Here is a 23,523-nt window from a genome sequence, read left to right as displayed (position 1 = left end):
CTGATACGAACGGATCGTCCGTTCATCGTTGTCTACACGGGGAGGATCGTCATGGATCGCGGTGCAGATCTCACTCGACTCCGGGAACTTTCCAAGACCTTCAACCGGAAGGCCACCGACCTCCAGGCGCTGATCAAGGCGCTTCAGTCGGCCACCTCCGACAGCACCGGCTACTGGAAGGGCCCCAAGGCGGACCGCTTCCGTGACGACTGGCAGGAAGTGAAGCCCACCTTCGAGAAGTGGGTGACGACCCTCAACGAGGCCGGCAAGTCCGCGCAGACCAGCGCCGACAACATCGAGCGCGCCACCTGATCCCAGGCAGGCAGCCGACGCGAAAGGGGAGCCGCCCCGGCCGGGGCGGCTCCCCTTTCGCGTGCCGCGGCGGGCGGGGCGGTCAGGAGACCATGACCGCCTGGACCGGCTGGAAGGTGCCGCCGGAGACCATCAGGCCGCTGCCGGCCGGGCCGCCGCCGCTGTTGGCGGGCAGCCGGATGCCGAACAGCTCGCCCTCCTGCGGGCTCTGCGGGGTGAGCAGAAGGCCGTTGCGGGACTTGCGGGCGTCGACCACGAAACCGCGGTACTGCCCGGCGAGGGTGTCCGAGGTGCCGGCGGCGATGAGGCCGACCCCGCCGTCCGCGCCCTTCTTGACGACGCCTTCGAGCGCCTCGTCGAGCGAGGTGTCGTAGACCAGTTCGGCGTCGTCGACGAGGACCACGTACGGGCGGCCCGCCGCCTTCTCCTCCAGCTCCTCGAGGTCGTCCTCGCGGGACTCGGAGTCGAGGATGCCGAGGACGCCGTCGCGGCCTTCGAGCGTACGCAGCGGGGAGCGGCGGGGCAGGACGAGGATGACCGGTGTGCCCCGGGCCAGCAGGGATTCGGCGGCCGAGCGGAGCGCGGTGGAGCGGCCCGACTTGGGCGGGCCCGCGATGACGTAGCCGGGGCCGTCCTCCTCCAGGTCGATGCCGAGCGGGGCGAGTTCGTCGCCGCCGACCGCGAGCAGCGCCCAGAGCGGCGAGGGCGGGGTGAAGTCGGGCTCCAGCGCCATCGCCTCGGCGGCGTCGATGCGGGCGGGCAGGGCGTCGACCCGCAGCGGGCGCCGGTCGGCGGGCAGCCGGCCGTACCGCTCGGTGGCCGCGTCGGCGAGTTCGCGCAGGGCACGGACCTGGGCCTGGCCTGCCGGGTCCTCGGTGAGGAGGGCGAGCTGGGTCTCGTCCACGCCGGTGTCGGTGACGCGCAGGGCGCGGCCGGGCGGCATGCTCTTGGGCACCTCGCGGGCCTGGAGTCCGGCGGTGGAGTAGTCGTTGGCGTCGGCGAAGCGCAGCACCAGGCGGTCGGCGAAGGAGGAGGCGACGTGGCCGCTGAGGCCGGTGCGGTCGGCGGTCATGACGACCTTGAGGCCGACGGCCGAGCCCTCGCGGAAGATGCGCTGGACCATCTCGATGAGCTGCCCGTAGTTGTAGCTCTCGAAGGTGGACATGAACCCCTCCCAGCTGTCGAGGAGAAGCACCATCCACGGCAGCCGGTCCTCGGGGGCGGCCCCGGCGCGTTGCTCGGCGGCGCTGGAGGCGCCCTCGGCGGCGAGGAGTTGCTGGCGGCGGGCGATCTCGACGAGGAGGCGGTTGATGAGCCGCCGGGCGCGGTCGGGCTCGTCGCGGCTGACGACGGCGCCGACGTGCGGCATCCGGATCAGCGGCAGCAGCGCGTTGGAGCCGCAGTCGATGCCGTAGACGTGCACGTCGTGCGGGGAGGTGGAGCGGGCCAGCGAGCCGGCGAGGGTGCGCAGCGCGGTGGAGCGGCCGGAGCGGGCGCCGCCGACGAGCATGGTGTGCTCGCCGTGGACCAGGTCGAGGACGAGCGGCCGGCGGCTCTGCTCGGAGGGCCGGTCGACGAGGCCGTACGGGACGGGCTGGACGTCGTCGTGGTCGGCGGGCGGCGGCGGGTAGGCGGCCATGGCGTCGAGGGAGATCTGCTCGGCGAGCGGCGGCAGCCAGGGGCTGCGCTGCTCGCTGAAGCCCATCAGTTCGGCCCCGCCGCGGACCGCGTCGACCAGCACGGCGAGGTCGGTGACCATCGTCCCGTCGTCCTCGGCCTCGGCCTTGCGGGGCAGCGGGCGGCTGTACGCCTGCCAGGGCACCGGGGTGTGGGTGGCCTTCGGGCCGGTTCCGCCGACGGCGGGGCGGCGGCCACCGATGCGGGCGGACTGGACGCCGACCAGGGACTGGGCGCCGGAGCGGACGTAGGCGCGGCCCGGGGTGGACTTGGCGATGGCGCCGGAGTCGGGGGCCTCGATGACGTCGAGGGACTCGGAGGCGTCGGTGACGCGCAGGGCGATCCGCAGGTTGGTGTTGGCGCGGATGTCGGCGCTGACCACACCGGCGGGGCGCTGGGTGGCGAGGATCAGGTGGACGCCGAGCGAGCGGCCCCGGCGGGCGATGTCGACGAGGCCGGCGATGAAGTCGGGGAGTTCGGCGACGAGGGAGGCGAACTCGTCGATGACCAGGACGAGCCGGGGCATCGGTTCGAGTTCGGGGCGGAGCTTGCGGGTGTCGTTGTAGTCCTCGATGTCCTTGGTGCCGGTGTTGAAGAGGATCTCCTCCCGGCGGTGGAGCTCGGCGGCGAGCGAGGCGAGGGCGCGTTCGGTGAGGTGCGCGTCGAGGTCGCTGACCATGCCGACGGTGTGCGGCAGCCGGGCGCAGTCCATGAAGGCGCTGCCGCCCTTGTAGTCGATGAGGACGTAGTTGAGGGCGTCCGGGCGGTTGGCGACGGCGAGCGAGGCGATGATCGTCTGGAGGAGTTCGGACTTGCCCGCGCCGGTGGTGCCGGCGACCAGGGCGTGCGGCCCGTCGCGGCGGATGTCGAGGACGAAGGTGCCGTCGGCGGCGATGCCGATGGGGGCGGCGGTGGTGGAGCCGCCGGCCCGCCAGATCCGTTCGATGTCGGCACCGGACGGGTCGGGCATCTCCAGGAGGTTGAGGAGGCGGGCGGCGGTGGGCAGGGCGCTGTCGGCGTCGTCGCGGCTGACGTCGCGGACGGGGGCGAGGGAGCGGGCGAGCAGTTCGCACCAGTCGGCGGTGACCTGGTCGCCGAGGACCTCCCCGGCTTCCTCCAGGCCGTGGCCGCGCAGCCGGAAGTGGTGCGGGCTCTCCGCGGTCCAGGCGGCGACGGCGCGGCACTCCTCGGGGAGCAGCCGCTCGTCCTCGTCGAGGCAGAGCGCGTAGATGCCGAAGCGGGGTCCCTCGGTGAGGAGTTGGGGGACGCCGGGCATGCGGCGCAGGATGCGGGCGCCGTCCAGGACGACGAGGACGTTGGTGTCCGGGTAGAGGTTGCCCAGCGCGTTGTGGTTGTCGCGGGCGGCCTTGCGGCGGTTCAGCTCGCCGAGGAGTTCGTTGACCCGGCGGGCGACCGTCTCGGAGTCGAAGGCGACCAGCGCCATGCAGTCCTGCCCCTGGGCGGGGGCGGTGTGCGGCAGCCAGTGCAGCCAGGACCAGTCGGCGCCGGACGGGGTGTGCGAGGTGAGGCAGACGACGGAGAGGTCGCGGGGGCTGTGCAGGGCGGCGGCCTGGACGGTGAGCCAGCGGGCCGTGGACAGGGCGCGGGCCCGGTCGCCCGCGACGCCGACGACACCGAGGTCCTGGAAGGGCAGGGCGACGGGGACGTCGAGCAGTTCGGGCTGGTCGGGCCGGTCCTCCTCGCCCCACATGCCGCCCCGGCCGAGGGCGAGTTCGACGTCGGAGTGGAGGGTGCCGGTGCCGACCCGCAGCAGCATCGCGTCCGGGTCGGTGAGGCGGCGCTCCCAGAGGCGGCGGCGGGGCCCGGTGGCGAAGAGCAGGATCTCGGCGGGGTCGGGCATCTCTGCGCGCCGCTCGCGCTGCTCCTGCTTGCAGGTGGTGGCGAGCAGGTCCTCGTGGGCGGCGAGGTCCTGGCGGTACTGCTTCATCGACGTGCGGTGCTTCTTCTTGCCGTCGCGGTTGTCGCTGATCCACTGGCCGGCCATCATCAGCGGGCTCATCAGGCAGAACAGCAGCATGAAGATCTGCTTGGTGATGAGCCACATGGTGATGCCGAAGAGCATCGGCATGAACGCCATGATGAACTGGAACTTGGCCCGTTCCGCCTTGGTGGGCGGCTGGGGGACGATCAGCCGGGAGCGGCGCCGCAGCGGGTTGAGGCGGGGCGGCCGGTTGTAGGCGAGGCCGCCCTCGCTCATCCGGGAGAGGTGGGCGTCGGGGGCGACGGCCCGGTCGAGGACGAGGAGGGTGTCGCCCACCCGGACGGTGTCCCCGAGCGGCCAGGGGGTCTCGCCGTCGGCCTCCTCGCTGTCGACCAGCACGGTGAGCCCGGTGTCGGGCGCGGGCACGAGGACCGCTTCGCCCTGGACGTCGATCCGGACGCGCAGCGCGGTGGCGGGGAGGGTCGGGTCGGGGACCTGCACGGTGCAGTGGGCGCCGGAGCCGATGTCGGCGGCGCCCGCGCCGAGCCGGACGACCCGCCCGGAGGCGGGCCCGCCGGCCACCCGTATCTCGTACCAGCCGACCGGCTCGCCCCGGCGCAGCAGCGGGCCGACGCTGTCGTCGGTGGAGACGCGCATGCCGTCGCTGAGGACGGCGGAGGCGGGGGCGGCCGGGTCGCAGAGCCGGCCGTCGGCCCAGAGAGAGAGGTGGTGTCCGCCGCCGGCGGCGGGGGCGCGCAGGGCGGTGACGACGCCGCCGGCCCCCTTCTGGAACGGTTCGGCGCCGGTCAGCGCCAGGGCGACGTCGGCGGCGGTGGCCGACTCCTCCGCGTCGACCATGACGTCGTGGGGCTGGGTGCCCTCCCCGACTACGGTCACCAACACACGCATGGCCGTGTTCCTCCCCGTCAGCCCATTGGTCCGTCGAGGCTAACGGAACGCTCCGGCGCCGTACCCGCCCGTACGCGGGCCCGTCCCCTTCGTCCCGCTCCGGGGTGCGCGGACGGTGGTTCAGGCCGGCGGCAGCAGCGTGACCGGGACCTCTCCGGCGCCGATCCGGGAGGCGAAGGCGCGGACGCCGCCGAGCTGTTCGAGGCCGAAGCGGAAGTCCAGGGTGGTGAAGTAACGCTCCAGCAGGGCGGCGTCGAACGCCTCCCAGCGGGCGGCCTGCTCGGCGACCTTGGCGACCTCCTCCAGGGAGAGGTCGCGGGAGGCGAGGAAGGCCTCGTGGACCTGGCGCACGGTCTGCTCCTGCTCGGCCAGGTACTCCTTGCGGGCGGCCCAGACGGCGAAGACGAAGGGCAGGCCCGTCCACTCCTTCCACATCTGGCCGAGGTCGTGGACCTGGAGGCCGAGGCGCGGGGCGTCGTGGAGGCTGGCGCGCAGGGCGGCGTCGCCGATGAGGACGGCGGCGTCGGCCTCCTGCATCATCGAGCCGAGGTCGGGCGGGCAGGTGTAGTAGTCCGGGGTGACGCCGTACCGCTCGGCGAGCAGCAGTTCGGCGAGGCGGACCGAGGTGCGGGAGGTCGAGCCGAGCGCGACCCGGCGGCCGTCGAGCTGCTCCAGCGGGAGCTGGGAAACGATCACGCAGGACATGACGGGCCCGTCGCAGCCGACCGCGATGTCGGGCAGGGCGACCAGGCCGTCGGCGTGCTTGAGGAACTCGACCAGGGTGATCGGGCCGATGTCGAGGTCGCCCCGGACGAGCTGCTCGGAGAGCTTCTCCGGGGTGTCCTTGGTCAGCTCCAGGTCGAGCAGGGTCCCGGTGCGGGCGAGTCCCCAGTAGAGGGGGACGCAGTTGAGGAACTGGATGTGGCCGACCCGGGGGCGGCTGGGCCCTGGGGCCGGCCCGGCGGGCGCGTCGCGGTGCGCTCGCGCGCTGGAGTCGGTCGGGAGGTCGTCGGATGCGTCAGCGCGAGAATTGTCCACCTCGTGAGGCTAGCCCCGGCTTGCGGCGCCCTCGCGCCGGGGCCCGCCGAACGGTGCCGGCGCGCGGCGCCACGAGTACGGCAGGTGTACCGTTGTCAACGCCTGACCTGCGACAATCAAACATCCGGGTGAAGTGATCTTTCCCTCTACCGGTGCCGAGCTTCTGCATGCTAGGCTCGCCGCAAGTTGCAGTTTGGTTTCCCTTGCAGTACAGAGCCTGCGGAGCATGTGACCGCAGGCTCTCGTCATTTTCAGACTTTTGCACTTGTTTTCACACTTGCAGGTTCTGGAGCAGGGCAACCCTTTGGCCCAAGGAGGGCTTATGGCTACCGGAACCGTGAAGTGGTTCAACGCCGAAAAGGGCTTTGGATTCATCGCCCAGGAAGGCGGAGGCCCCGACGTCTTCGTCCACTACTCCGCGATCAACGCCAACGGCTTCCGCTCCCTCGAGGAGAACCAGGCCGTGACCTTCGACGTCACGCAGGGCCCGAAGGGCCCGCAGGCGGAGAACGTCACCCCCGCCTGAGCATCCGCTCAGCTGGGAGTGGCCGACTGATCCGGTCCCGATAGCAGTACCCAAGGAGCCCCGCTCCTCCGCCTCGGCGGAGGGGACGGGGCTCCTGCCTTTCCCGGGCTGCCCGCCGGGGCTCACTTCCGGTACAGCGCCTCGATCTCCTCGGCGAAGTCCTTCTCGACGGCCGGCCGCTTGATCTTCAGCGAGGGGGTGAGGTGGCCGCCCTCCTCGGTGAAGTCGACCGGCAGCACGGTGAAGCGGCGGATCGACTCGGCCCGCGAGACGAGCTTGTTGGCGTCGTCCACCGCCTTCTGGAGCGCCTCCAGCAGCTCCGGGTCACCGACCAGCTCCTCGGTGGACAGCGCCTCCTTCTTCCGCATCTTCCGCCAGTGCGCGATCCCCTCGGGCTCCAGGGTGAGCAGGGCGGTGATGTACGGGCGGTCGTCGCCGACCACCATGCACTGGCCGACCAGCGGGTGGGCGCGCAGCCAGTCCTCCAGCGGGGCAGGGGCGACGTTCTTGCCGCCGGTGGTGATGAGGATGTCCTTCTTGCGGCCGGTGATGGTGAGGTAGCCGTCCTCGTCGAGGGCGCCGAGGTCGCCGGTGGGGAACCAGCCGTCGACCGGGCCGCGGGTGACCTCGCCGCTCTCGGCGTCCCAGTAGCCGGAGAAGACGTGGCCGCCCCCGAGCAGCACCTCCCCGTCGTCGGCGATCTTCACGCGGCCGCCGGGCAGGGGCCAGCCGACCGTGCCGAGCCGGGGTTTGAGCGGCGGGGTGACGACGGCGGCGGCGGTGGTCTCGGTGAGGCCGTACCCCTCGAAGATCTCGATGCCCGCACCGGCGTAGAAGGCGGCGAGGCGGCGGCCGAGGGGGGAGCCGCCGCAGATGGCGTACCGGACGCGGCCGCCGAGGGCGGCGCGGATACGGCGGTAGACCAGCGGGTCGTAGAGGGCGCGGGCGGTGCGCAGGCCGAGGCCGGGGCCGGGGCCCGTGCCGTGCTGCTGGGCCTCGGTGGCCTCGCCCCAGGCGCGGGCGATCCGTGCGGCGCGGTCGAAGGAGGAGGCGCGGCCCAGCTTCTCCGCGGTGGCGCGGCCGGTGTTGAAGACCTTCTCCAGGACGTAGGGGATGGCCAGGAGGAAGGTGGGGCGGAAGCCCGCGAGGTCGGCGAGGAGGTCGTCGGTCTTGATGCTGGGGGCGTGGCCGAGGCGGACGCGGGCACGGAGGCAGCCGATGGCGACCATCCGGCCGAAGACGTGGGAGAGGGGGAGGAAGAGGAGGGTGGAGGCGGGGTCCTTGGAGACCGACTTGAAGACGGGGTGGAGGAGCTCGATGGCGTTGTCGACCTCGGCGAAGAAGTTGCCGTGGGTCAGGACGCACCCCTTGGGGCGGCCGGTGGTGCCGGAGGTGTAGATGAGGGTGGCGGTGGTGTCGGGGGTGAGGGCGGTACGCCGGCGGGTGACCTCCTCGTCGTCGACCGCGCTCCCGGCCTCCTTGAGGCGGCCGAGGTCGCCCACCGGGTCCTTCTCGGAGGTGGCGAAGGACCAGAGGTGGGCGAGGTCGGGGAGCCGGTCGCGTTCGGGGCCGATCGCGGCGGCCTGTTCGGCGGTCTCGACCGCGAGGGCCTTGGCCCCGGAGTTCTGGAGTATCCAGCGGGTCTGGAAGGCCGAGGAGGTCGGGTAGACCGGGACGGTGACCAGGCCGGCGGCCCAGGCGGCGAAGTCCAGCAGCGTCCACTCGTAGGTGGTGCGGGCCATGATGGCGAGCCGGTCGCCGGGCTCCAGGCCGGTGGCGACCAGGCCCTTGGCGAGGGCGAGCACGTCGGCGGCGAAGTCGGCGGCGCTCAGGTCCCGCCACCGCCCCGCCGCGTCCTTGCGGGAGAGGACCGCCTCGCCGGGCGCCTCGCGCGCGTTGTCGAAGGGGATGTCGGCCAGCGAGCCGGCGGCCGGGGCCGGGGCGAAGGCCAGCACGGCGACCTCGCGGACCGCGCCGTCCACCCGGGTCAGCTCCGGTTCGACCAGGCGGGGCCGTCCGTCCTCCCCGGTGGTGCGGGCGAGCGGCGTGGCGGGCGGGGTGGTGGGCGCGGTCATGAGGGCGGCTCCTCGGCAGGTGGGCTCGGCGGGCGGGCGGCGTCCCGGTCCGGGGGACGGGGTGCCGGTACGGGCGTACGTACCGGGTGCGGTCCGGTGCGGACGGTCACCGGTGCGTACGAGGGTTGCTCGGACGTCGAGTCGGGTGGAGTCGGCGGTGTGTGCGGTCGGGGGACGTGTGGTGAGGGCGGGCCGGGTGGCCGTCAGGGACGTTCCAGGATCGCGGTGACGCCCTGGCCTCCGGCGGCGCAGATGGAGATCAGCCCCCGGCCGGGGCCGCCGCGTTCGGCGAGCAGCTTGGCGAGGGTGGCGACGATGCGGGCGCCGGTCGCGGCGAAGGGGTGGCCGGTGGCGAGCGAGGAGCCGGCGACGTTGAGCCGGTCGCGGTCGACGGTGCCGAGCCCCTGCTTCTCCCAGGAGGCGAGGGTGGCGAGGACCTGGGAGGCGAACGCCTCGTGGATCTCGACCAGGTCGAAGTCGGCGAGGGTGAGGCCGGCGCGTTCCAGCAGCCGGGGCACGGCGTGGGTGGGCGCCATCAGCAGGCCGTCGGCCTCGGGGACGCAGTCGGTGACGTCGCCGGAGACGAAGTCGACGGCGGCCGTCTCGTACCAGGTGAGGTGGGCGAGCGGGGTCAGGCCGCGGGCCGCGGCCCACTCCTCGCTGCCGAGCAGGACGGTGGCGGCGCCGTCGGTGAGCGGGGTCGAGTTGCCCGCGGTCATGGTGGCGCCGGGGTGGGCGGTGCCGAAGACGGGCTTGAGGGTGGCGAGTTTGGCGGTGGTGGAGCCGGGGCGGAGGTTCTGGTCGCGGGCGACGCCGCGGAAGGGGACGACCAGGTCGTCGAGGAAGCCGCGTTCGTAGGCGGCGGCGAGCCGCTGGTGGCTGGTGGCGGCCAGTTCGTCCTGGTCCTCGCGGCTGATGCCCCAGGCGCGGGCGGTGACGGCGGCGTGCTCGCCCATGGAGAGGTGGGTGCGCGGTTCGGCGTTGCGCGGGATGTCCGGGATCACGTGGCCGGGCCGGATCTTGGCGAGCGCCTTGGCGCGGGCGCCCGCGGACTTGGCGCGGCGCGCCTCCAGCAGGATGCGGCGGAGCCGGTCGTTGAGGCCGATCGGGGCGTCGCTCGCGGTGTCGGAGCCGCCCGCGATCGCCGAGTCGGTCTGGCCGAGGGCGATCTTGTTGGCGGCGGCGATGACCGCCTGGAGTCCGGTGCCGCACGCCTGCTGGATGTCGTAGGCGGGAGTACGCGGGTCGAGGGCGGAGCCGAGAACGGTCTCGCGGGCGAGGTTGAAGTCGCGGCTGTGCTTGAGCACGGCCCCGGCGACGAACTCGCCGACCCGCTCGCCGCCCAGGCCGTACCGCTCGACCAGGCCGTCCAGGGCGGCGGTCAGCATCTGCTGGTTGGAGGCGGCGGCGTACGGGCCGTCGGAGCGGGCAAACGGGATGCGGCTGCCGCCGATGACGGCGACGGGACGTGCGGTGCGGTGGGGCGGTTTCATCTCGACCAGCTCCTGACCCTTGAGTAACCTTACTCGGAAGTAAATTACCGACCAACCCGGGAGTTCGACAATGGCCGACCGCTATCTGCGTTTCACCCACTCCACCCCGGGCCGGTTCGCCACCCGCCGCCTCGGCCTGCCCCAGCCCGCCGAGCTGCGCCGCTGGTCGGCGGAACACCCCACCCTCGACGGGCCGTTGCTCCACCTCACCGCCGGGATCTCCGCCCACCGCGACGCGCTGGCGGCGGCCCTGGCGCGGACCGGGCTCGATGTACGCGACCAGGCCGAGCGCCCGGCCGCCGTGGTCCTCGACGCCACCGGCGTACGGGACACCGCCGGGCTCGGCGCGGTCCACGCGGCGCTCCACCCCGTCGTGCGGGGCGTCCGCGACAGCGGCCGGATCGTCGTCCTCGGCACCGCCCCCGACCCGGCCGACCACCACCAGGCCGCCGCCCAGCAGGCGTTGGAGGGGTTCGTCCGCTCCCTCGGCAAGGAGACCGGGCGCGGCAGGACCGTCCAGCTGGTCCGGATCACCGATGTCCCCGGCGCCGAGACCACCCTCCGCTTCCTCCTCTCCCCCAAGTCCGCCTACGTCAGCGGGCAGGTCATCACCACCGGGGCCCTCGGAGAGCAGGCCGCCGCGACCGGGGCCGCCGACGAGGACAAGCCGCTGGCCGGGCGGACCGCGCTGGTCACCGGGGCCGCCCGGGGCATCGGTGAGGCGGTCGCCGCGACCCTCGCCCGGGACGGGGCGCACGTCGTCGTCCTGGACGTGCCCGCCGCCCAGTCCGACCTGGTCGCCGTCGCCGAACGGCTCGGCGGGACCGCGCTGCCGCTCGACATCACCGCCGAGGACGCGGGCGAACGCATCGCCGCCGCCCTCCCCGACGGCCTCGACATCCTCGTCCACAACGCCGGTATCACCCGGGACCGGCGGCTCCAGAACATGCCCGCCGACCGCTGGGCCTCCGTCCTCGACGTCAACCTCGCCTCGGTCCTCACCACCACCGACGCCCTGCTCAAGGCCGGCACGATCCGCCCCGGCGGCCGCATCGTCGCCACCGCCTCCATAGCGGGTCTGGCCGGCAACTCCGGCCAGACCAACTACGCCGCCTCCAAGGCCGGAATCGTCGGCCTGGTCCGCTCGCTGGGGCCGCGCGCCCTCGCCGAGCACGGCGTCACCGTCAACGCGGTCGCCCCCGGCTTCATCGAGACCAAGATGACCGCCGCCGTCCCCCTCTTCATCCGCGAGGCGGGCCGCCGCATGAACTCCCTCGCGCAGGGCGGGCGCCCGGCCGACGTCGCCGAGACCACCGCCTGGTTCGCGCACCCCGGCTCGGGCGCCGTCAACGGCCAGGTCGTCCGGGTCTGCGGCCAGTCGCTGCTGGGGGCCTGACCATGACCGACACCCACCTCGCCACCCCGCCCGCGCTCCTCCCGCTGCTCGCCAAGGGCGGCGCCACCTCCCTCTTCAAGCGCGCCTCGGCCGGGGCCGCGCCGCCCGCCACCCGGCTCGTCCTCTCCCGCGCCGAGGTCGACCCGAAGGCCCTCCGCGCGTACGCCGAACTCTGCGGCTTCGCCGCCGACGGCGTCCCGGACGAGCAGTCGGTCCTGCCCGTCACCTATCCGCACCTGCTGGGCTTCCCGCTCCAGCTCCGCCTGATGACCTCGGCCGCCTTCCCGTTCCCGCTGATGGGCCTGGTCCACACCTCGATCACGATCACCCAGCACCGCGAACTGCGCGGCGACGACGGGCCCGAACTGATCGTGTACGTGGAGGAGTTCCGGCCCCACCGGCGCGGCACCGAGGCCGTCGTGGTGACCGAGGCGCGGCTGGCCGGGCGTACCGTCTGGTCCTCGCGCTCCACCTACCTGGCCCGGCACTCCGGCGCGAACGCCCCGGCGGACGCCGGACGGCCCGCCGAACCGCCCGCCCTCCCCGCCGAGTCCACCTGGAAGCTCCCCGCCTCCCTCGGCCGCCGCTACGCCGCCGTCGCCGGCGACCGGAACCCCATCCACCTCTCGGCGCTGACCGCCAAGCCCTTCGGCTTCCCGCGCGCCATCGCCCACGGCATGTGGACGGCGGCCCGCGCCTTCGCCGCGCACGCCGTCCGGGGCCCGGTCACGGCGAGCGCCACCTTCCACGCCCCCGTCCTGCTCCCCTCGACCGTGGTCTACGCCTCCGCGGGGCCCGACTTCACCGTGCGCGGACCCGACCGGCCGGACGGCACCCCCGGCAGGCTCCACGTGAGCGGGCGGGCGGTGCCGCTGCCGGCCGGGTAGGCAGCCCCGCTCAGCGCGGGGTCCAGCGCTCGCCCTCCATGAGGTTGCCGAGGCCGGCCCAGGCGAAGTTCATCAGCGTCGCGGCCGCCTCCTTGGCGGTGACCGAGCCGTCGGTGTTGGCCCACCCCGCCAGCGACTCGGCGGCGCCCACCAGGGCGTGGGCGAGGCCCACCACCTCCCGGTCGCCCAGCTCCGGGTCGTCGTGGGCCTCGCGGGCGGCGGCCGCGATCAGCTCCGTCACGAAGGCCACCAGGTCCGCCCGCATCGTGGCGACCTCGCGGACGAAGGGCTCGCCGCTGGTGCGGGCCTGGTTGTGCAGCACCGCCCAGCCGTCCGGGTGCTCGGCGGTGTGCGTGAAGAAGGCACCGAGCCCTTCCCAGAGCTGGCGGTCCGGAGGCGTCGCCGGGTCCACGCCCTGGCGCACCGCGCGCACCAGGGCGGCAGCCTCGCGGCGGATGCAGGCGGTGAAGAGGTCTTCCTTGGAGTTCAGGTAGAGGTACACCAAGGGCTTGGACACGCCGGCCAGTTCGGCGATGCCGTCCATGGAGGCGGCCCGGTAGCCGTGGCGCGCGAACGTGGCCACGGCGGCGTCCAGCATCTGCCGCTCCCGCACCTCGCGGGGCATCCGCTTGCTCCGCCCCGTCCCCCGACCGGACTTCGTCTCGGCCACGCGGCCCGCCTCCCTGAGTCAAAAAGTCCCGTCCAAGAGTACGGGGGTGTGCCGTTGCCTGGGGGACGCCCGGGGGCGGGCGGACTCTCTGCCTGGCTTGCCCGGGACCCCGGCACGGGGGTGGCCTCAGGCGCCGGCCGGGCTGGGGCTGGGGCGGGGTGGTGGGGGTGGCACTCCGGTGCCGGTCACTGACTGGCCTCATAGGACTCGACCCTGTCCGCGCCGGTCGAGCCGTCCGGCCCGGCGCCGTCACCGGGCATGGTGGTGGTCGGCATGAGGCCGCTGGTACGGGGGCCGTGCCCGCCGAGTCCGACGGTACGGCCGTCCCCGCCCACGACCAGGGCGATCTGGGCCTCCGGGTCGATCGTCGGCATGGTCTGCGGGACGGGGACGGCGGCCACGTAGGGCCGCATACGGCTGGTGCCCCGGGGGGCGGTGGTCCTGGACATGTAGGGGTCTCTCGCTCGGGTGACGTCGGTGCGGTGAATGCGGCTACGGGCAGGGGTGATCCCTACTCCGCCATGCCGGGCCCCAGTTCGTGCAGCCGCCCGCAAGCCAGCATCGGGCAGCGGACGTAGCGGGGCCGGGGGTCGACGGGGGCGGGCTGTCGCGCTGCCGGGTCGGCCTCGGCGGGCTCGGCGGTCTCGGCGGTCTCGGCCTCGTCGCCGGGCGGTTGCACACAGCGCTTGCAGCGGCACGGCGGGAAGCGCATGGGGTTGAACTCGGGCGGGGCCTGCATGGGATCGGTCCAGTTCACGACCGCCCCTGGTGGTCCGCGAGGTGATGACGGCGGAGCAGGACCCGGCAGTCGGTGGCCCTGCTCCAGTCGTCCTCGGCGCGGGCGGCGGCTTCGCCGCGTACCAGGGCTCGGCAGGTGGGGCACGGCACGGTACCGGCCTCGGGATCGCTTCGTTTACTCATCGGGGGACCCCAGCTCGGGCACATGGCCGCAAGACCGCAACCGACCGCACGACGCATCGGGTCAGGGCACGCGCTGCGCCAGATGCGTAAAGAGGCCGGCCTCACGCTGGCGCAAGCGGTGGACGGGCTGCCCTTCGACGAATCCACGCTCCAGCGGGTGGAGACGGGCTGGAAGTCGTTCCGGCAGGGGTCCCACCTGCGCGCACTGCTGGAGCGGTACGGCATCGAGGACGAGGAGGAGATCGACCGCCTCGTCACCCTCCAGCGGGAGGGAGCGAGCCGGGAGTGGTGGACGGGCGTCAGCACGTCGCTTCTCTCCGGAATGCCGCGCTTCCTCGGCGTGGAGTCGGCGGCTCGGGAGATCCGGATATTCCATCCGACCGCCGTGCCCGGGTTGCTTCAGACGGAGGCGTACGCGCGGACACTGCACCAGCTACACAAGCCCATTGACGAGATCACCACCGAGTTCATGGAGGAAAGCGTTCGCCTGCGGATGAGGCGGCAGGAGGCGCTGACTCGTGACGAGGAACCGTTGAAGCTATGGGCTGTGCTCTACGAACCGGCCTTGCGCTACCCGATCGGCGCGCCGCACGTCATGCGGGAGCAGTACACGCATCTGGCCGAGCTGGCGACACGTGACAACATCACTCTTCAGGTGCTTCCTCAGACCGAAGGCGCCTACGTGGCGTTCCACGACGTGAACGTCATGAGCCTCGGCGACGGGCTGCCCACCACCGTGCAGACCGACACCGCTTGGGCCACCGTCGCGGTGAGCGACAAGCCGAAGGAAGTGCACCGCTTCTCCCGCCAGTTCGATGCCATGGTGGCTGGCGCCCTTCCCCCCATGGACACCCCGAAGATCTTGCACCAACTAGTTAGAGAGACTGAAGGATGAACTTTCCCCTCGTCGTCGCAGACGTCACCTGGCACAAGTCCTCCTACAGCAACGCGGGCGGCAACTGCGTAGAGGTAGGCCGAGGCGCCCCCGGCGTCGTTCCCTTCCGGGACAGCAAGGTCGAAGGCGGGCCCGTGGTCGCCGTGGGCACGGCGACCTGGTCCGCCTTCGTCGCCGGTCTGCGCGCTCAGGCACCCGCAAGCGCCTGAGCCGGAACGCCTACGGAAGCCCCGCCCCGCCTCTTCGGCAGAGGCGGGGCGGGGCTTCCGTACGTATTCCTCGACCGTGCGAGTCTGACCCCCGCACGGCGGGACGGCGAGTGAGGGAGTGCGGACGTGGCCCAGGAGCGGGTGGGGCTGGTCGAGCGGATGGAGGTGCACCAGGTCGCGGTGTACGTGGGGGCCATGGTGACCGGGGCGCTGGTGGGGTGGGCCGCGCCCGGGATCGCGCCGGGGCTGGAGCACGCCGTGAACCCCGTACTCGGGGCCCTGCTCTTCGTCACCTTTCTCCAGGTCCCGGCGGCCGAGCTGTTCCGGTCGCTGCGGGACGGGCGGTTTCTGGCGGCCGTGCTGGTGGTGAACTTCCTCGTGGTCCCGCTGGTGGTGGCGGCGGTGTTCGTGCTGCTCCCGGCCGACCAGGCGGTGCGGATCGGCGTCCTGCTGGTGCTGCTCTGCCCCTGCGTCGACTACGTCATCGTCTTCTCCGGCCTGGCCGGGGGCTCCAGCCGCCGTCTGCTGGCGGCGACTCCCCTGCTGCTGGTCGCGCAGATGGTGCTGCTGCCCGGGTTCCTGTACCTGTTCATGGGGGCGGAGCTGGCCGAGGTCGTCGACGTGGGGCCGTTCGTCGAGGCGTTCCTCGTGCTGATCGTGATTCCGCTGGCGCTGGCGTGGACGGTCCAGGGCTGGGCTGCCCGCAGGCCCGCCGGGCGGCGCGCGGCCGACGCGGCGGGCACCGCCATGGTCCCGCTGATGGCGGCGACCCTGCTCGCGGTGGTCGCCTCCCAGGTGCCCAGGATCGGCGACAGCCTCGGCGACGTGGCCGCCGTCGTCCCGTTCTACGCCGCCTTCCTGGTGATCATGGCCTTGGCGGGCCGGGCCGTGGCCCGTCTCTTCCGCCTCCCCTCCCCGGCCGGACGCGCCGTCGTCTTCAGCGGCGCCACCCGCAACTCCCTGGTCGTCCTCCCCCTGGCACTGGCCTTGCCGGACCGGTTCGCGGCCGCCGGGGCGGTGGTGGTGACGCAGACGCTGGTGGAGGTCGTCGGCATGGTGGTGTACGTGCGGGTCGTACCCCGGCTGGTCCCGGCGCGGCGGAGCCCGCGAACCGCCTGAGGTGCCGTCGCGGACCGACCGGCCGCCCGAGGACGGACAATGAACACATGGGAGAAGCAAAGGAGTTGGGCGCGTTCCTCCGCTCGCGACGGGCGCGGGTCCGCCCCGAGGAGGCCGGCTTCGCCTCCGGCGCGGGCAAGCGACGCGTCCCGGGTCTCCGCCGCGAGGAACTGGCCCACCTGGCGGGCGTGAGCGTCGACTACTACGTACGGCTCGAACAGGGCCGGAACCACAGCGCCTCCGACGCGGTGCTCGGCGCCGTCGCCGAGGCCCTGCGGCTCGACGCGGACGAGCGCGCCCACCTGTTCCGGCTGGCGCGTCCCGGAAGACCCGGCTCCCGCGACGGGCCGCCCGCCCAGACCGCCGAACCACCCCGTGCCGGCATGCGCCACCTGCTTGACTGGATCAGTGCCCCGGCGCTGGCCCTCGGGCGGCGCATGGACGTCCTCGCGTGGAACCGGCCCGCGACCCGGCTCATCACCGACTTCAGCCGGCTGGCACCACGCGAGCGCAACCTCTCCCGGCTCCATCTCCTCGACCCCGTGATCGGCGCCCGCTACCCGGACCGCGACATGGTCGCCCGCGAGACAGTCGGGCACCTGCGCATCGCCGCGGGCGCCCACCCCGACGATCCGCTGCTGGCCGAGCTGGTGGAGGAACTGCGCCGCGAGAGCGTGGAGTTCGAAACCCACTGGCAGCGCCACACGGTGCGCACCAAGGCGTACGGCATCAAGCTCATCGACCATCCGGAGGCCGGGCGTCTGGCCCTCTCCTACGAGTTGACGCGCTTCCCGCAGGACCCCGAGGTGAGCCTGCTGGTGTACACGGCCGCGCCAGGATCACGGGAGGAGGCCGCGCTGCGCCTTCTGGGCAAGGAGTGAGCCGTGCCGCGGTACGGCGTGGGGGGGTGCGGCGGTACCCAGGTCGGGCCGGCCCACGGCAGGACCGGGCAGCCGGACGGACGGGCCGCACCGCACACGATGGAGCGGCAGCCCCACCCCTGCCAGGGAAGGAAACCCCATGCGTCTGCTCGCCTCCACCGTCGCCGTACTGGCCGCCGGTGCGCTCACCCTCGCCCCGCAGTCTCCGCCAGCCCCTCCCGAGCGCTACGTGGTGCCGGGTGACCGGGCGTTCCCCACGGGGGTGGCCCACGACCCGAGCAGCGGACACTTCTATGTCGGCAGCGCCGAGGACGGCACGATCCAGCGGGGCCACGTGGACGAACCCCGTACCGAGGTGTGGTCCCCCGACGGAACGGACGGCAGGTCGTTCACCTCGGCACTGGCGCTGGACGGCGCGGGCCATCTGTACGTCAACGGCGGCCCGACCAGCACCCTGCGCGTCTACGATCCCGACGACGCCACCCTGCTGGCCACCCTGAAGGGGAAGCCGGGCGGCTTCGTCAACGACGTGGCGCCGGTCTCGGGCAAGGTCGCCTACGTGACCGACTCCTTCAAACCCGTCATCTACCGCGTCGCCCGCTCCGGGGACCGGTGGACGATGCGCCCCTGGCTCGACGTGCGGGCCGCCGGGATCGACTGGGTCGACGGCGAGCACAATCTCAACGGCATCATCTCGGTCGGCCGCCACCTGCTCGCGGTGCAGAGCAACACAGGGCAGCTCTGGCGCATCGACCCGGCCAGCCGCGAGGTGGTCGAGGTCGACCTGGGCGACGAACTCCTGCGCAACGGCGACGGGCTGGCCTGGCGCGACGGCCGCCTCTACGTCGCCCAGGGCAACCTCTTCGACGCGCCCGGCGCCGAGGCGCGGGTCGCCGTCGTGGCACTCGACGCCGATCTCGCGAGCGGACGCGTGGTCGACGGACTCACCCCGCCGGAAGGGCTCCAGCACCCCAGTGCCATCGCCCTGACCGGCGGCGAGGAGCCGCGCCTCCTCGTCGTCAACAGCCAGTTCGACCGGTGGTCGGCGGGGCTGCCCCCGCGGACCCTGCCGTTCACCATCGCGTCGCTGCGGCTGCCGGAAGAGGGTGCCGACGACTGAGGCGGGCGGGCTTCTCACTGCTTCACGTCGCCAGGTCACGTCTCCGCAGCCGTGCCGGCCCGGTCCCGAGCACCCCCTCCGCGACCGCCACCAGCACGCCCACCGGCCCCCAGTCCGGATCGGCGCCCGGGAGCTTCGGTACGTGGGTGAAGGAGGAGAGGTCCATGACCACGGCGGGCAGGTCGAGGACGGGGCCGGCCCAGCCGATCAGCAGGCAGAGCGTGGCGATCGCCCAGCAGGCCGGGGCGGCCCGGGGGAGGAAGGCGTAGAGGGTGAAGGCGACGGCGGCCAGGGTCCAGACGGCGGGGAGTCGGGCCAGGCAGGCGAGGAGGAGGGTGGGGAGGTCGCGGCCAGGGTGAGGGTGACGGCGGGGAGAGCCAGGTCAGCGGCGAGGAGCCGTCGTCGCGGGCGGCGTCGCCCGCCGCGCGCAGGACGAAGGCGGCGCCGACCAGTGGTACGAGGCGCGGACCAGCCGGGACGCCCGCCTGGTCCGCCGGCCGGGCACCCTGCGGGACGGGATCGCCACGGTCGGACCCGAGTCCACGCCGGGCCGCCGGATGACCGAGACGCTGGAGTTCTCCGACTTCATGCGGAACGCGAGGGAGAGCCTGCTCAGCCGCTGGCGCGCCCACCGCGAAGAGGTCTTCGGACCGGCCGGGCCCGGAGCGGCCGACCACGGCTGACGCGCCTCCTCCCCCGCGCCTGCGGCCGCCCCGGAGAACGCGGAACGCCCCGCTCTCCCGGAGGAGGGCGGGGCGTCGCGGACCGTACGCAGCCGGGATCAGGCGGCGGCGGGCGCTTCCTTGGCGTCCAGTTCGAAGCTGGTCGCGTTGTCGTACGCCGTGCGGTCGAGGATGTTCTCGCGCGCCGAGACGAGGACCGGGACGAGGGCCTGGCCGGCCACGTTGGTGGCGGTGCGGATCATGTCCAGGATCGGGTCGATGGCGAGCAGCAGGCCGACGCCCTCCATGGGCAGGCCCAGGGTGGAGAGGGTCAGGGTCAGCATGACCGTGGCGCCGGTGAGCCCCGCGGTGGCGGCGGAGCCGACGACCGAGACGAAGGCGATCAGCAGGTAGTCGGTGAGGCCGAGCTGGATGTCGAAGATCTGCGCGACGAAGATCGCGGCGATCGCCGGGTAGATCGCGGCGCAGCCGTCCATCTTGGTGGTGGCGCCGAAGGGCACCGCGAAGGAGGTGTACTCCTTCGGCACGCCGAGCCGCTCGGTGACCTTCTGGGTGACCGGCATGGTGCCGACCGAGGAGCGGGAGACGAAGGCCAGCTGGATCGCGGGCCAGGCGCCCTTGAAGAACTGGACCGGGTTGAGCTTGGCGACGGTCGACAGCAGCAGCGGGTAGACGCCGAAGAGGACGATGGCGCAACCGATGTAGATGTCGGCGGTGAAGGTCGCGTACTTGCCGATCAGGTCCCAGCCGTAGGTGGCGATGGCGCTGCCGATGAGGCCGATGGTGCCGATCGGGGCGAGGCGGATGACCCACCACAGGGCCTTCTGGAGCAGGCTCAGCACCGACTCGCTGAGGGTGAGGATCGGCTGCGCCTTCTCCCCGAGCTGGAGCGCGGCGATACCGGCGACGGCGGCCATGAAGACGATCTGGAGCACGTTCAGCTCGGTGAACGGCGTGATCACGTCGGTCGGGATGATCCCGGTGAGGAAGTCGATCCAGGAGCCGGTGCTGTCCGGCTTGGCGCCGTCCTTCGGGGTGAGGCCGGTGCCCGCGCCCGGGTTGGTGACCAGGCCGATGACGAGGCCGATGGCGACCGCGATCAGCGAGGTGATCATGAACCAGAGCAGCGTGCGGGAGGCGAGCCGGGCGGCGTTGTTCACCTTCCGCAGGTTGGTGATGGAGACCAGGATCGCGAAGAAGACGAGGGGGGCCACGGCCAGCTTCAGCAGGCCGATGAAGACACCGCCGACCTGCTCCAGCGTGGTGACCAGCCAGTCGATCTGCTGGCTGCGGGCGAGCCAGCCGAGGAGCACACCGAGGACGAGGCCGCCGAGTATCTGCGCCCAGAAGGGGATCTTCGGTATGCGGGAGCCGGTACGGGGCTGCCCGGCCCCTCTGGCCTGGGCGTCCTCGGGGCTGGGCTCGGAGGCAGGGTTCTGCGCGGACACGGACACACTCCGGTGGATGCGGTGGGGGTGGGGGACGAAGGGCGGTGCCCGGGGCACGCGCTCCCGCGCGGTGCGAAGCGCGCGGGAGCGGACGTACGGGATGACCGTGCGGCCGGGCGTCTGGGCGGTGCCGGTGCCTGAGCGCCCCGAAGGGCCGGGCCCGGGCGGCGGGGTTGAGCGGCGTGACGCGGTCGTGCGTCGGCCCCCGCCGGGCGGGTCTCAGGCGGTGCGACAGACCGCCGGACGGCGACACGCCGCCGAGACGCGGCGGCAGAGGTCGACGTGCAGACGCGCCACGAGCGGGGTGCTCCTGGCCTGGCGGTGCGCGGCTGCGGTCATCATGGCGGATACGTTAACACCGGTACTTTGGGAACATCAAAGGACTTCTTTGGGGAGTGGGGAACGCCTCACACGCCTCCTCCCCGCTCCGCGCGCTCCCCGGGCACGCGAAAGCCCCGGCGGCGGCCCGAGGGGGCCGGCCTGCCGGGGCCGGGAAGAGCGAGGTCAGCCGGACTTGCCCGCGGTGGCGGCCGCGTCGACGGCGGCGTCCTCCTGGCTGCGGTTGGCGTCGAGCCTGGCCTTGGTGCGGTCGACCTTGGCCACCACGTTCACCGAGGCCTGGTCGCGGTCCTTGCGGAGGGCGACGAAGCTGATGGGCGCCGAGATCACCATGGCCAGCAGGAGCATCCACAGGACGTTGGAGCCGCCCACGCCCTTGGGCACGATTCCGAACTGGACCAGCAGTCCGACGACCACGAAGCAGGCGGCGAAGATCCCGAAGCGCTTCAGGGTGTAGCGGAGCATGAGGAATCCACTCTTCCGGTCAACAGGGCCCCACAGGGGCGGGCGCATCCAGTGAAACACGGGCCCCCGAAGCCGCCGCCTCCAGGGGGCCGGTGTCCGGCATTCCAGGCATCCACCACCCGGCGCGGCAGCGGCTCAGAGCGGCAGCAGCATGGTGATGTCGTCCCGGTCGTCGCCCGGACCCACCCGGATCATGCCCGGGACACGGCCGACCTCCTTGTAGCCGCAGGAGGCGTAGAAGCGGTCGACGCCGGTCCCGCCGCGGCAGGTCAGCCGTATCGCCTCGATGCCGTCGAAGGAGCGCCCGGCCCGCTCGACGGCGTCCATCAGCTCCCGGCCGCACCCCTGGCCCTGGAGGCGGGGGTGGACCATGACCGTGTACGCCCAGACCCAGTGGCGCTGGAGCCGGTGGGTGTTGCGGCCGAGGAAGGCGGTGGCGGCGACCCGGCCGTCCGCGTCGCGGCCGGCGACCAGGTGCATCTGGCGGGCCTCCAGGGCGACGAGGTGTTTGAGGTAGTCGGGCCGGACGTCCTCGGCGGTGACGGGCGGGACGAAGCCGACGGCGCCACCGGCGTTGGAGACGTCGGTCCACAGGCCGATGATCTGGTCGCGCAGCTCCGGGGTCTGCGGCGGGTCCACCGTGAACGTAAGGGTCATGGGGCGATGCTAATCCTTACCGAGAAACGGGAGAGGCCCCGTCCGCAGTGCGGACGGGGCCTCTCGGGGGAAGCGGGAGCCGGAGGGGCGGACTCAGACCCGCATCGGCTGCGGCTCGTCGCGGCGGCCCGCGTCGGGGCCGTCGTACTCGCGGATGATCTCGTACCGGGTGTTCCGCTCGACGGGCCGGAAGCCGGCGTCGCGGATCAGGTCCAGGAGGTCGTCGCGGGTCAGCTTGTTCGGCGTGCCGTAGTTGTCCGCGTCGTGGGTGATCTTGTACTCGACCACCGAGCCGTCCATGTCGTCGGCGCCGTGCTGAAGGGCGAGCTGGGCGGTCTGCACGCCGTGCATCACCCAGAAGACCTTCACGTGCGGGACGTTGTCGAAGAGCAGCCGGGAGACCGCGAAGGTCTTCAGCGCCTCGGCGCCGGTGGCCATGGTGGTGCGGGCCTGGAGCTTGTTGCGGACCTTGCCGTCCTTCATGTCCACGAAGTCGTGCTGGTAGCGCAGCGGGATGAAAACCTGGAAGCCGCCGGTCTCGTCCTGGAGCTCGCGCAGCCGCAGCACGTGGTCGACGCGGTGGCGGGGCTCCTCGATGTGGCCGTAGAGCATCGTCGCCGGGGTCTTCAGCCCCTTCTCGTGGGCGAGGCGGTGGATGCGCGACCAGTCCTCCCAGTGGGTGGCGTGGTCGACGATGTGCTGGCGGACCTCCCAGTCGAAGATCTCCGCGCCGCCGCCGGTCAGCGACTCCAGGCCGGCCTCGATCAGCTCGTCGAGGATCTCGGAGGCGGGCATGCCCGAGATGGTCTCGAAGTGGTGGATCTCGGTGGCGGTGAACGCCTTCAGGGAGACCTGCGGCAGCGCCTCCTTGAGGGCGGAGAGCGAGCGCGGGTAGTACCGCCACGGCAGCGAGGGGTGCAGGCCGTTGACGATGTGCAGCTCGGTGAGGTTCTCGCCCTCCATCGCCTTGGCGAGCTTCACCGCCTCCTCGATCCGCATCGTGTACGCGTCCTTCTCGCCCGGCTTGCGCTGGAACGAGCAGTAGGCGCACGAGGCGGTGCACACGTTGGTCATGTTGAGGTGGCGGTTGACGTTGAAGTGGACGACGTCGCCGTTCTTGCGCGTCCGCACCTCGTGGGCGAGGCCGCCGAGCCACGCCAGGTCGTCGCAGCCGTAGAGGGCGATGCCGTCCTCGCGGGTCAGCCGCTCACCGGCCCGGACCTTCTCCTCCAGCTCACGCTTGAGCCCCGCGTCCATCCGGCTGCCTTCCTCTCGCCTGCGTCGCGACCCCTCCCGTCGACGGAGGAGCCGGGTCGAGCCTACGCCCAGGGCCCGGGCGGGCCGAAGCCGCCCGGGCCCTGGGACGCGTCGGCTCACTCCTCCTCGGGCAGCTCCCCCACCCGGTTCTCCCACTTGGTGGAGAGGACGACGGTGGTGCGGGTGCGGGAGACGCCCCGGGTGCCGGAGAGGCGGCGGATGGTGCGCTCGAGGCCGTCGACGTTGCCGACGCGGACCTTGAGCATGTACGAGTCGTCACCCGCGATGAACCAGCAGTCCTCGATCTCGTGCAGGTCGCGCAGGCGCTGGGCCACGTCCTCGTGGTCGGCGGCGTCCGAGAGGGAGATGCCGATCAGCGCGGTGACCCCGAGGCCGAGCGCCTCCGAGGCGACGGTGGCGCGGTAGCCGGTGATGACCCCGGCGGCCTCCAGCCGGTTGATGCGGTCCGTGACGCTCGGCCCGGAGAGCCCGACGAGCCGGCCCAGCTCGGCGTAGGAGGCCCGGCCGTTCTCCCGGAGCGCCTGAATGAGCTGCCTGTCCACCGCGTCCATACCAGAAGCCTTCCATTGTTTAGCGTTCTCGC

The 23,523-nt window shown here is 72.8% G+C and carries 24 protein-coding genes, 1 tRNA gene and 1 pseudogene; 12 read left to right on the top strand and 14 right to left on the bottom strand.

Features of this window, described 5'->3' with window-relative positions:
• Positions 1–51: 51 nt before the first annotated feature.
• A complete protein-coding gene (locus OIM89_RS17930; RefSeq protein WP_003948777.1) occupies positions 52–312 on the top strand; it encodes a WXG100 family type VII secretion target in 261 nt (86 codons plus the stop codon).
• 82 nt (positions 313–394) lie between these two features.
• Here the strand turns inward: OIM89_RS17930 and OIM89_RS17925 are convergent, their stop codons facing one another.
• Both OIM89_RS17925 and OIM89_RS17920 read right to left on the bottom strand, forming a co-directional pair.
• On the bottom strand, positions 395–4,840 hold the full coding sequence (locus OIM89_RS17925) for an FtsK/SpoIIIE domain-containing protein (RefSeq protein WP_175458432.1): 4,446 nt from the start codon (positions 4,838–4,840) through the stop codon (positions 395–397).
• A gap of 120 nt (positions 4,841–4,960) precedes the next feature.
• Positions 4,961–5,878 carry a menaquinone biosynthetic enzyme MqnA/MqnD family protein gene (locus OIM89_RS17920; protein WP_030697652.1) on the bottom strand — a complete coding sequence of 306 codons (918 nt, stop codon included), beginning with the start codon at positions 5,876–5,878 and terminating at the stop codon, positions 4,961–4,963.
• Positions 5,879–6,200: 322 nt separating this feature from the next.
• On the opposite strand from OIM89_RS17920, the gene OIM89_RS17915 reads away from it, so the two are divergent.
• Complete coding sequence (locus OIM89_RS17915) at positions 6,201–6,404, top strand: cold-shock protein (protein ID WP_003948780.1); 204 nt, start codon at positions 6,201–6,203, stop codon at positions 6,402–6,404.
• 122 nt (positions 6,405–6,526) lie between these two features.
• On the opposite strand, the gene OIM89_RS17910 is transcribed toward OIM89_RS17915, so the two are convergent.
• Both OIM89_RS17910 and OIM89_RS17905 read right to left on the bottom strand, forming a co-directional pair.
• Positions 6,527–8,479, bottom strand: a complete 1,953-nt coding sequence (locus OIM89_RS17910; RefSeq protein WP_264491420.1) for an AMP-dependent synthetase/ligase — start codon at positions 8,477–8,479, stop codon at positions 6,527–6,529.
• Positions 8,480–8,682: 203 nt separating this feature from the next.
• Positions 8,683–9,972 carry an acetyl-CoA C-acetyltransferase gene (locus OIM89_RS17905; protein ID WP_030697654.1) on the bottom strand — a complete coding sequence of 430 codons (1,290 nt, stop codon included), beginning with the start codon at positions 9,970–9,972 and terminating at the stop codon, positions 8,683–8,685.
• 70 nt (positions 9,973–10,042) lie between these two features.
• Here OIM89_RS17905 and OIM89_RS17900 point away from each other — a divergent pair, with 70 nt between their 5' ends.
• Together OIM89_RS17900 and OIM89_RS17895 are read left to right on the top strand one after the other, a co-directional pair.
• Entirely contained in the window at positions 10,043–11,368 is a 1,326-nt protein-coding gene (locus tag OIM89_RS17900) for a 3-oxoacyl-ACP reductase (protein ID WP_030697655.1), read from the top strand.
• A gap of 2 nt (positions 11,369–11,370) precedes the next feature.
• Complete coding sequence (locus OIM89_RS17895) at positions 11,371–12,255, top strand: MaoC/PaaZ C-terminal domain-containing protein (protein WP_195730866.1); 885 nt, start codon at positions 11,371–11,373, stop codon at positions 12,253–12,255.
• A gap of 10 nt (positions 12,256–12,265) precedes the next feature.
• Here OIM89_RS17895 and OIM89_RS17890 read toward each other — a convergent pair whose 3' ends face one another.
• From OIM89_RS17890 to OIM89_RS17875, 4 genes are all read right to left on the bottom strand, one after another.
• Positions 12,266–12,880 (bottom strand): TetR/AcrR family transcriptional regulator, encoded by a 615-nt coding sequence (locus tag OIM89_RS17890; RefSeq protein WP_030697657.1) that lies wholly within the window; start codon positions 12,878–12,880, stop codon positions 12,266–12,268.
• Positions 12,881–13,110: 230 nt separating this feature from the next.
• On the bottom strand, positions 13,111–13,374 hold the full coding sequence (gene tgmA / locus OIM89_RS17885) for a putative ATP-grasp-modified RiPP (RefSeq protein WP_226965399.1): 264 nt from the start codon (positions 13,372–13,374) through the stop codon (positions 13,111–13,113).
• 62 nt (positions 13,375–13,436) lie between these two features.
• Entirely contained in the window at positions 13,437–13,682 is a 246-nt protein-coding gene (locus OIM89_RS17880) for a hypothetical protein (RefSeq protein WP_030697659.1), read from the bottom strand.
• Positions 13,679–13,846 carry a hypothetical protein gene (locus tag OIM89_RS17875; protein WP_186009369.1) on the bottom strand — a complete coding sequence of 56 codons (168 nt, stop codon included), beginning with the start codon at positions 13,844–13,846 and terminating at the stop codon, positions 13,679–13,681. Before OIM89_RS17875 ends, OIM89_RS17880 begins: the two co-directional genes overlap by 4 nt.
• Positions 13,847–13,868: 22 nt before the next feature.
• Between OIM89_RS17875 and OIM89_RS17870 the strand changes: the two genes are divergently transcribed.
• The 7 genes and pseudogenes from OIM89_RS17870 to OIM89_RS17845 all read left to right on the top strand — a co-directional run bounded on the left by OIM89_RS17870 (position 13,869) and on the right by OIM89_RS17845 (position 18,070).
• A complete protein-coding gene (locus OIM89_RS17870) occupies positions 13,869–14,741 on the top strand; it encodes a helix-turn-helix domain-containing protein (protein WP_264491419.1) in 873 nt (290 codons plus the stop codon).
• Positions 14,738–14,950: a DUF397 domain-containing protein gene (locus tag OIM89_RS17865; RefSeq protein WP_030697661.1), complete on the top strand. Its 213-nt coding sequence runs from the start codon at positions 14,738–14,740 to the stop codon at positions 14,948–14,950. The genes OIM89_RS17870 and OIM89_RS17865 overlap by 4 nt, the downstream gene beginning before the upstream one ends.
• Positions 14,951–15,076: 126 nt before the next feature.
• A complete protein-coding gene (locus OIM89_RS17860; protein WP_264491418.1) occupies positions 15,077–16,069 on the top strand; it encodes an arsenic resistance protein in 993 nt (330 codons plus the stop codon).
• 47 nt (positions 16,070–16,116) lie between these two features.
• Positions 16,117–16,362 (top strand): annotated as a pseudogene (locus OIM89_RS30015) (helix-turn-helix domain-containing protein); the annotation flags it as partial.
• 341 nt (positions 16,363–16,703) lie between these two features.
• A tRNA-OTHER gene (locus tag OIM89_RS17855) sits at positions 16,704–16,772 on the top strand.
• Positions 16,744–16,950 carry a hypothetical protein gene (locus tag OIM89_RS17850; protein WP_157877535.1) on the top strand — a complete coding sequence of 69 codons (207 nt, stop codon included), beginning with the start codon at positions 16,744–16,746 and terminating at the stop codon, positions 16,948–16,950. Before OIM89_RS17855 ends, OIM89_RS17850 begins: the two co-directional genes overlap by 29 nt.
• 139 nt (positions 16,951–17,089) lie before the next feature.
• Positions 17,090–18,070: an SMP-30/gluconolactonase/LRE family protein gene (locus tag OIM89_RS17845; protein WP_051727178.1), complete on the top strand. Its 981-nt coding sequence runs from the start codon at positions 17,090–17,092 to the stop codon at positions 18,068–18,070.
• 22 nt (positions 18,071–18,092) lie between these two features.
• Here the strand turns inward: OIM89_RS17845 and OIM89_RS17840 are convergent, their stop codons facing one another.
• Positions 18,093–18,236 carry a hypothetical protein gene (locus OIM89_RS17840; protein ID WP_264491417.1) on the bottom strand — a complete coding sequence of 48 codons (144 nt, stop codon included), beginning with the start codon at positions 18,234–18,236 and terminating at the stop codon, positions 18,093–18,095.
• A 391-nt stretch (positions 18,237–18,627) separates the two neighbouring features.
• On the opposite strand from OIM89_RS17840, the gene OIM89_RS17835 reads away from it, so the two are divergent.
• Positions 18,628–18,753, top strand: a complete 126-nt coding sequence (locus tag OIM89_RS17835; protein ID WP_264491416.1) for a hypothetical protein — start codon at positions 18,628–18,630, stop codon at positions 18,751–18,753.
• Positions 18,754–18,851: 98 nt separating this feature from the next.
• Here OIM89_RS17835 and OIM89_RS17830 read toward each other — a convergent pair whose 3' ends face one another.
• The 5 genes from OIM89_RS17830 to OIM89_RS17810 form a co-directional block, all read right to left on the bottom strand.
• Complete coding sequence (locus OIM89_RS17830; RefSeq protein ID WP_030697666.1) at positions 18,852–20,201, bottom strand: dicarboxylate/amino acid:cation symporter; 1,350 nt, start codon at positions 20,199–20,201, stop codon at positions 18,852–18,854.
• Positions 20,202–20,705: 504 nt separating this feature from the next.
• On the bottom strand, positions 20,706–21,005 hold the full coding sequence (locus OIM89_RS17825; RefSeq protein ID WP_003948794.1) for a DUF4229 domain-containing protein: 300 nt from the start codon (positions 21,003–21,005) through the stop codon (positions 20,706–20,708).
• Between the two features lie 135 nt (positions 21,006–21,140).
• The gene (locus OIM89_RS17820; RefSeq protein ID WP_047464306.1) at positions 21,141–21,662 is read right to left on the bottom strand and encodes a GNAT family N-acetyltransferase; all 522 of its coding nucleotides are present in this window, start codon (positions 21,660–21,662) and stop codon (positions 21,141–21,143) included.
• A 93-nt stretch (positions 21,663–21,755) separates the two neighbouring features.
• Positions 21,756–22,919: an aminofutalosine synthase MqnE gene (gene mqnE, locus OIM89_RS17815; protein WP_008415789.1), complete on the bottom strand. Its 1,164-nt coding sequence runs from the start codon at positions 22,917–22,919 to the stop codon at positions 21,756–21,758.
• 116 nt (positions 22,920–23,035) lie between these two features.
• Positions 23,036–23,491 carry an Lrp/AsnC family transcriptional regulator gene (locus OIM89_RS17810; RefSeq protein WP_008415787.1) on the bottom strand — a complete coding sequence of 152 codons (456 nt, stop codon included), beginning with the start codon at positions 23,489–23,491 and terminating at the stop codon, positions 23,036–23,038.
• Positions 23,492–23,523: the final 32 nt, after the last annotated feature.

The organism is Streptomyces sp. BI87 (genome assembly GCF_025957665.1).
GTDB classification, from domain to species: Bacteria; Actinomycetota; Actinomycetes; order Streptomycetales; family Streptomycetaceae; genus Streptomyces; species Streptomyces albidoflavus.
The sequence above is the reverse complement of the archived record's forward strand: the minus strand, read 5'-3'. Positions and strand labels throughout refer to the sequence as shown.

What these genes read in the sequence shown, in the direction of transcription:
- OIM89_RS17930 (WP_003948777.1), top strand. Translation starts at nt 52, where the DNA reads ATGGATCGCGGTGCAGATCTCACTCGACTCCGGGAACTTTCCAAGACC.
- OIM89_RS17925 (WP_175458432.1), bottom strand. Translation starts at nt 4,840, where the DNA reads ATGCGTGTGTTGGTGACCGTAGTCGGGGAGGGCACCCAGCCCCACGAC.
- OIM89_RS17915 (WP_003948780.1), top strand. Translation starts at nt 6,201, where the DNA reads ATGGCTACCGGAACCGTGAAGTGGTTCAACGCCGAAAAGGGCTTTGGA.
- OIM89_RS17910 (WP_264491420.1), bottom strand. Translation starts at nt 8,479, where the DNA reads ATGACCGCGCCCACCACCCCGCCCGCCACGCCGCTCGCCCGCACCACC.
- OIM89_RS17905 (WP_030697654.1), bottom strand. Translation starts at nt 9,972, where the DNA reads ATGAAACCGCCCCACCGCACCGCACGTCCCGTCGCCGTCATCGGCGGC.
- OIM89_RS17900 (WP_030697655.1), top strand. Translation starts at nt 10,043, where the DNA reads ATGGCCGACCGCTATCTGCGTTTCACCCACTCCACCCCGGGCCGGTTC.
- OIM89_RS17895 (WP_195730866.1), top strand. Translation starts at nt 11,371, where the DNA reads ATGACCGACACCCACCTCGCCACCCCGCCCGCGCTCCTCCCGCTGCTC.
- OIM89_RS17890 (WP_030697657.1), bottom strand. Translation starts at nt 12,880, where the DNA reads ATGCCCCGCGAGGTGCGGGAGCGGCAGATGCTGGACGCCGCCGTGGCC.
- tgmA (WP_226965399.1), bottom strand. Translation starts at nt 13,374, where the DNA reads ATGTCCAGGACCACCGCCCCCCGGGGCACCAGCCGTATGCGGCCCTAC.
- OIM89_RS17875 (WP_186009369.1), bottom strand. Translation starts at nt 13,846, where the DNA reads ATGAGTAAACGAAGCGATCCCGAGGCCGGTACCGTGCCGTGCCCCACC.
- OIM89_RS17870 (WP_264491419.1), top strand. Translation starts at nt 13,869, where the DNA reads ATGGCCGCAAGACCGCAACCGACCGCACGACGCATCGGGTCAGGGCAC.
- OIM89_RS17865 (WP_030697661.1), top strand. Translation starts at nt 14,738, where the DNA reads ATGAACTTTCCCCTCGTCGTCGCAGACGTCACCTGGCACAAGTCCTCC.
- OIM89_RS17845 (WP_051727178.1), top strand. Translation starts at nt 17,090, where the DNA reads ATGCGTCTGCTCGCCTCCACCGTCGCCGTACTGGCCGCCGGTGCGCTC.
- OIM89_RS17840 (WP_264491417.1), bottom strand. Translation starts at nt 18,236, where the DNA reads ATGGACCTCTCCTCCTTCACCCACGTACCGAAGCTCCCGGGCGCCGAT.
- OIM89_RS17835 (WP_264491416.1), top strand. Translation starts at nt 18,628, where the DNA reads ATGACCGAGACGCTGGAGTTCTCCGACTTCATGCGGAACGCGAGGGAG.
- OIM89_RS17825 (WP_003948794.1), bottom strand. Translation starts at nt 21,005, where the DNA reads ATGCTCCGCTACACCCTGAAGCGCTTCGGGATCTTCGCCGCCTGCTTC.
- OIM89_RS17820 (WP_047464306.1), bottom strand. Translation starts at nt 21,662, where the DNA reads ATGACCCTTACGTTCACGGTGGACCCGCCGCAGACCCCGGAGCTGCGC.
- mqnE (WP_008415789.1), bottom strand. Translation starts at nt 22,919, where the DNA reads ATGGACGCGGGGCTCAAGCGTGAGCTGGAGGAGAAGGTCCGGGCCGGT.
- OIM89_RS17810 (WP_008415787.1), bottom strand. Translation starts at nt 23,491, where the DNA reads ATGGACGCGGTGGACAGGCAGCTCATTCAGGCGCTCCGGGAGAACGGC.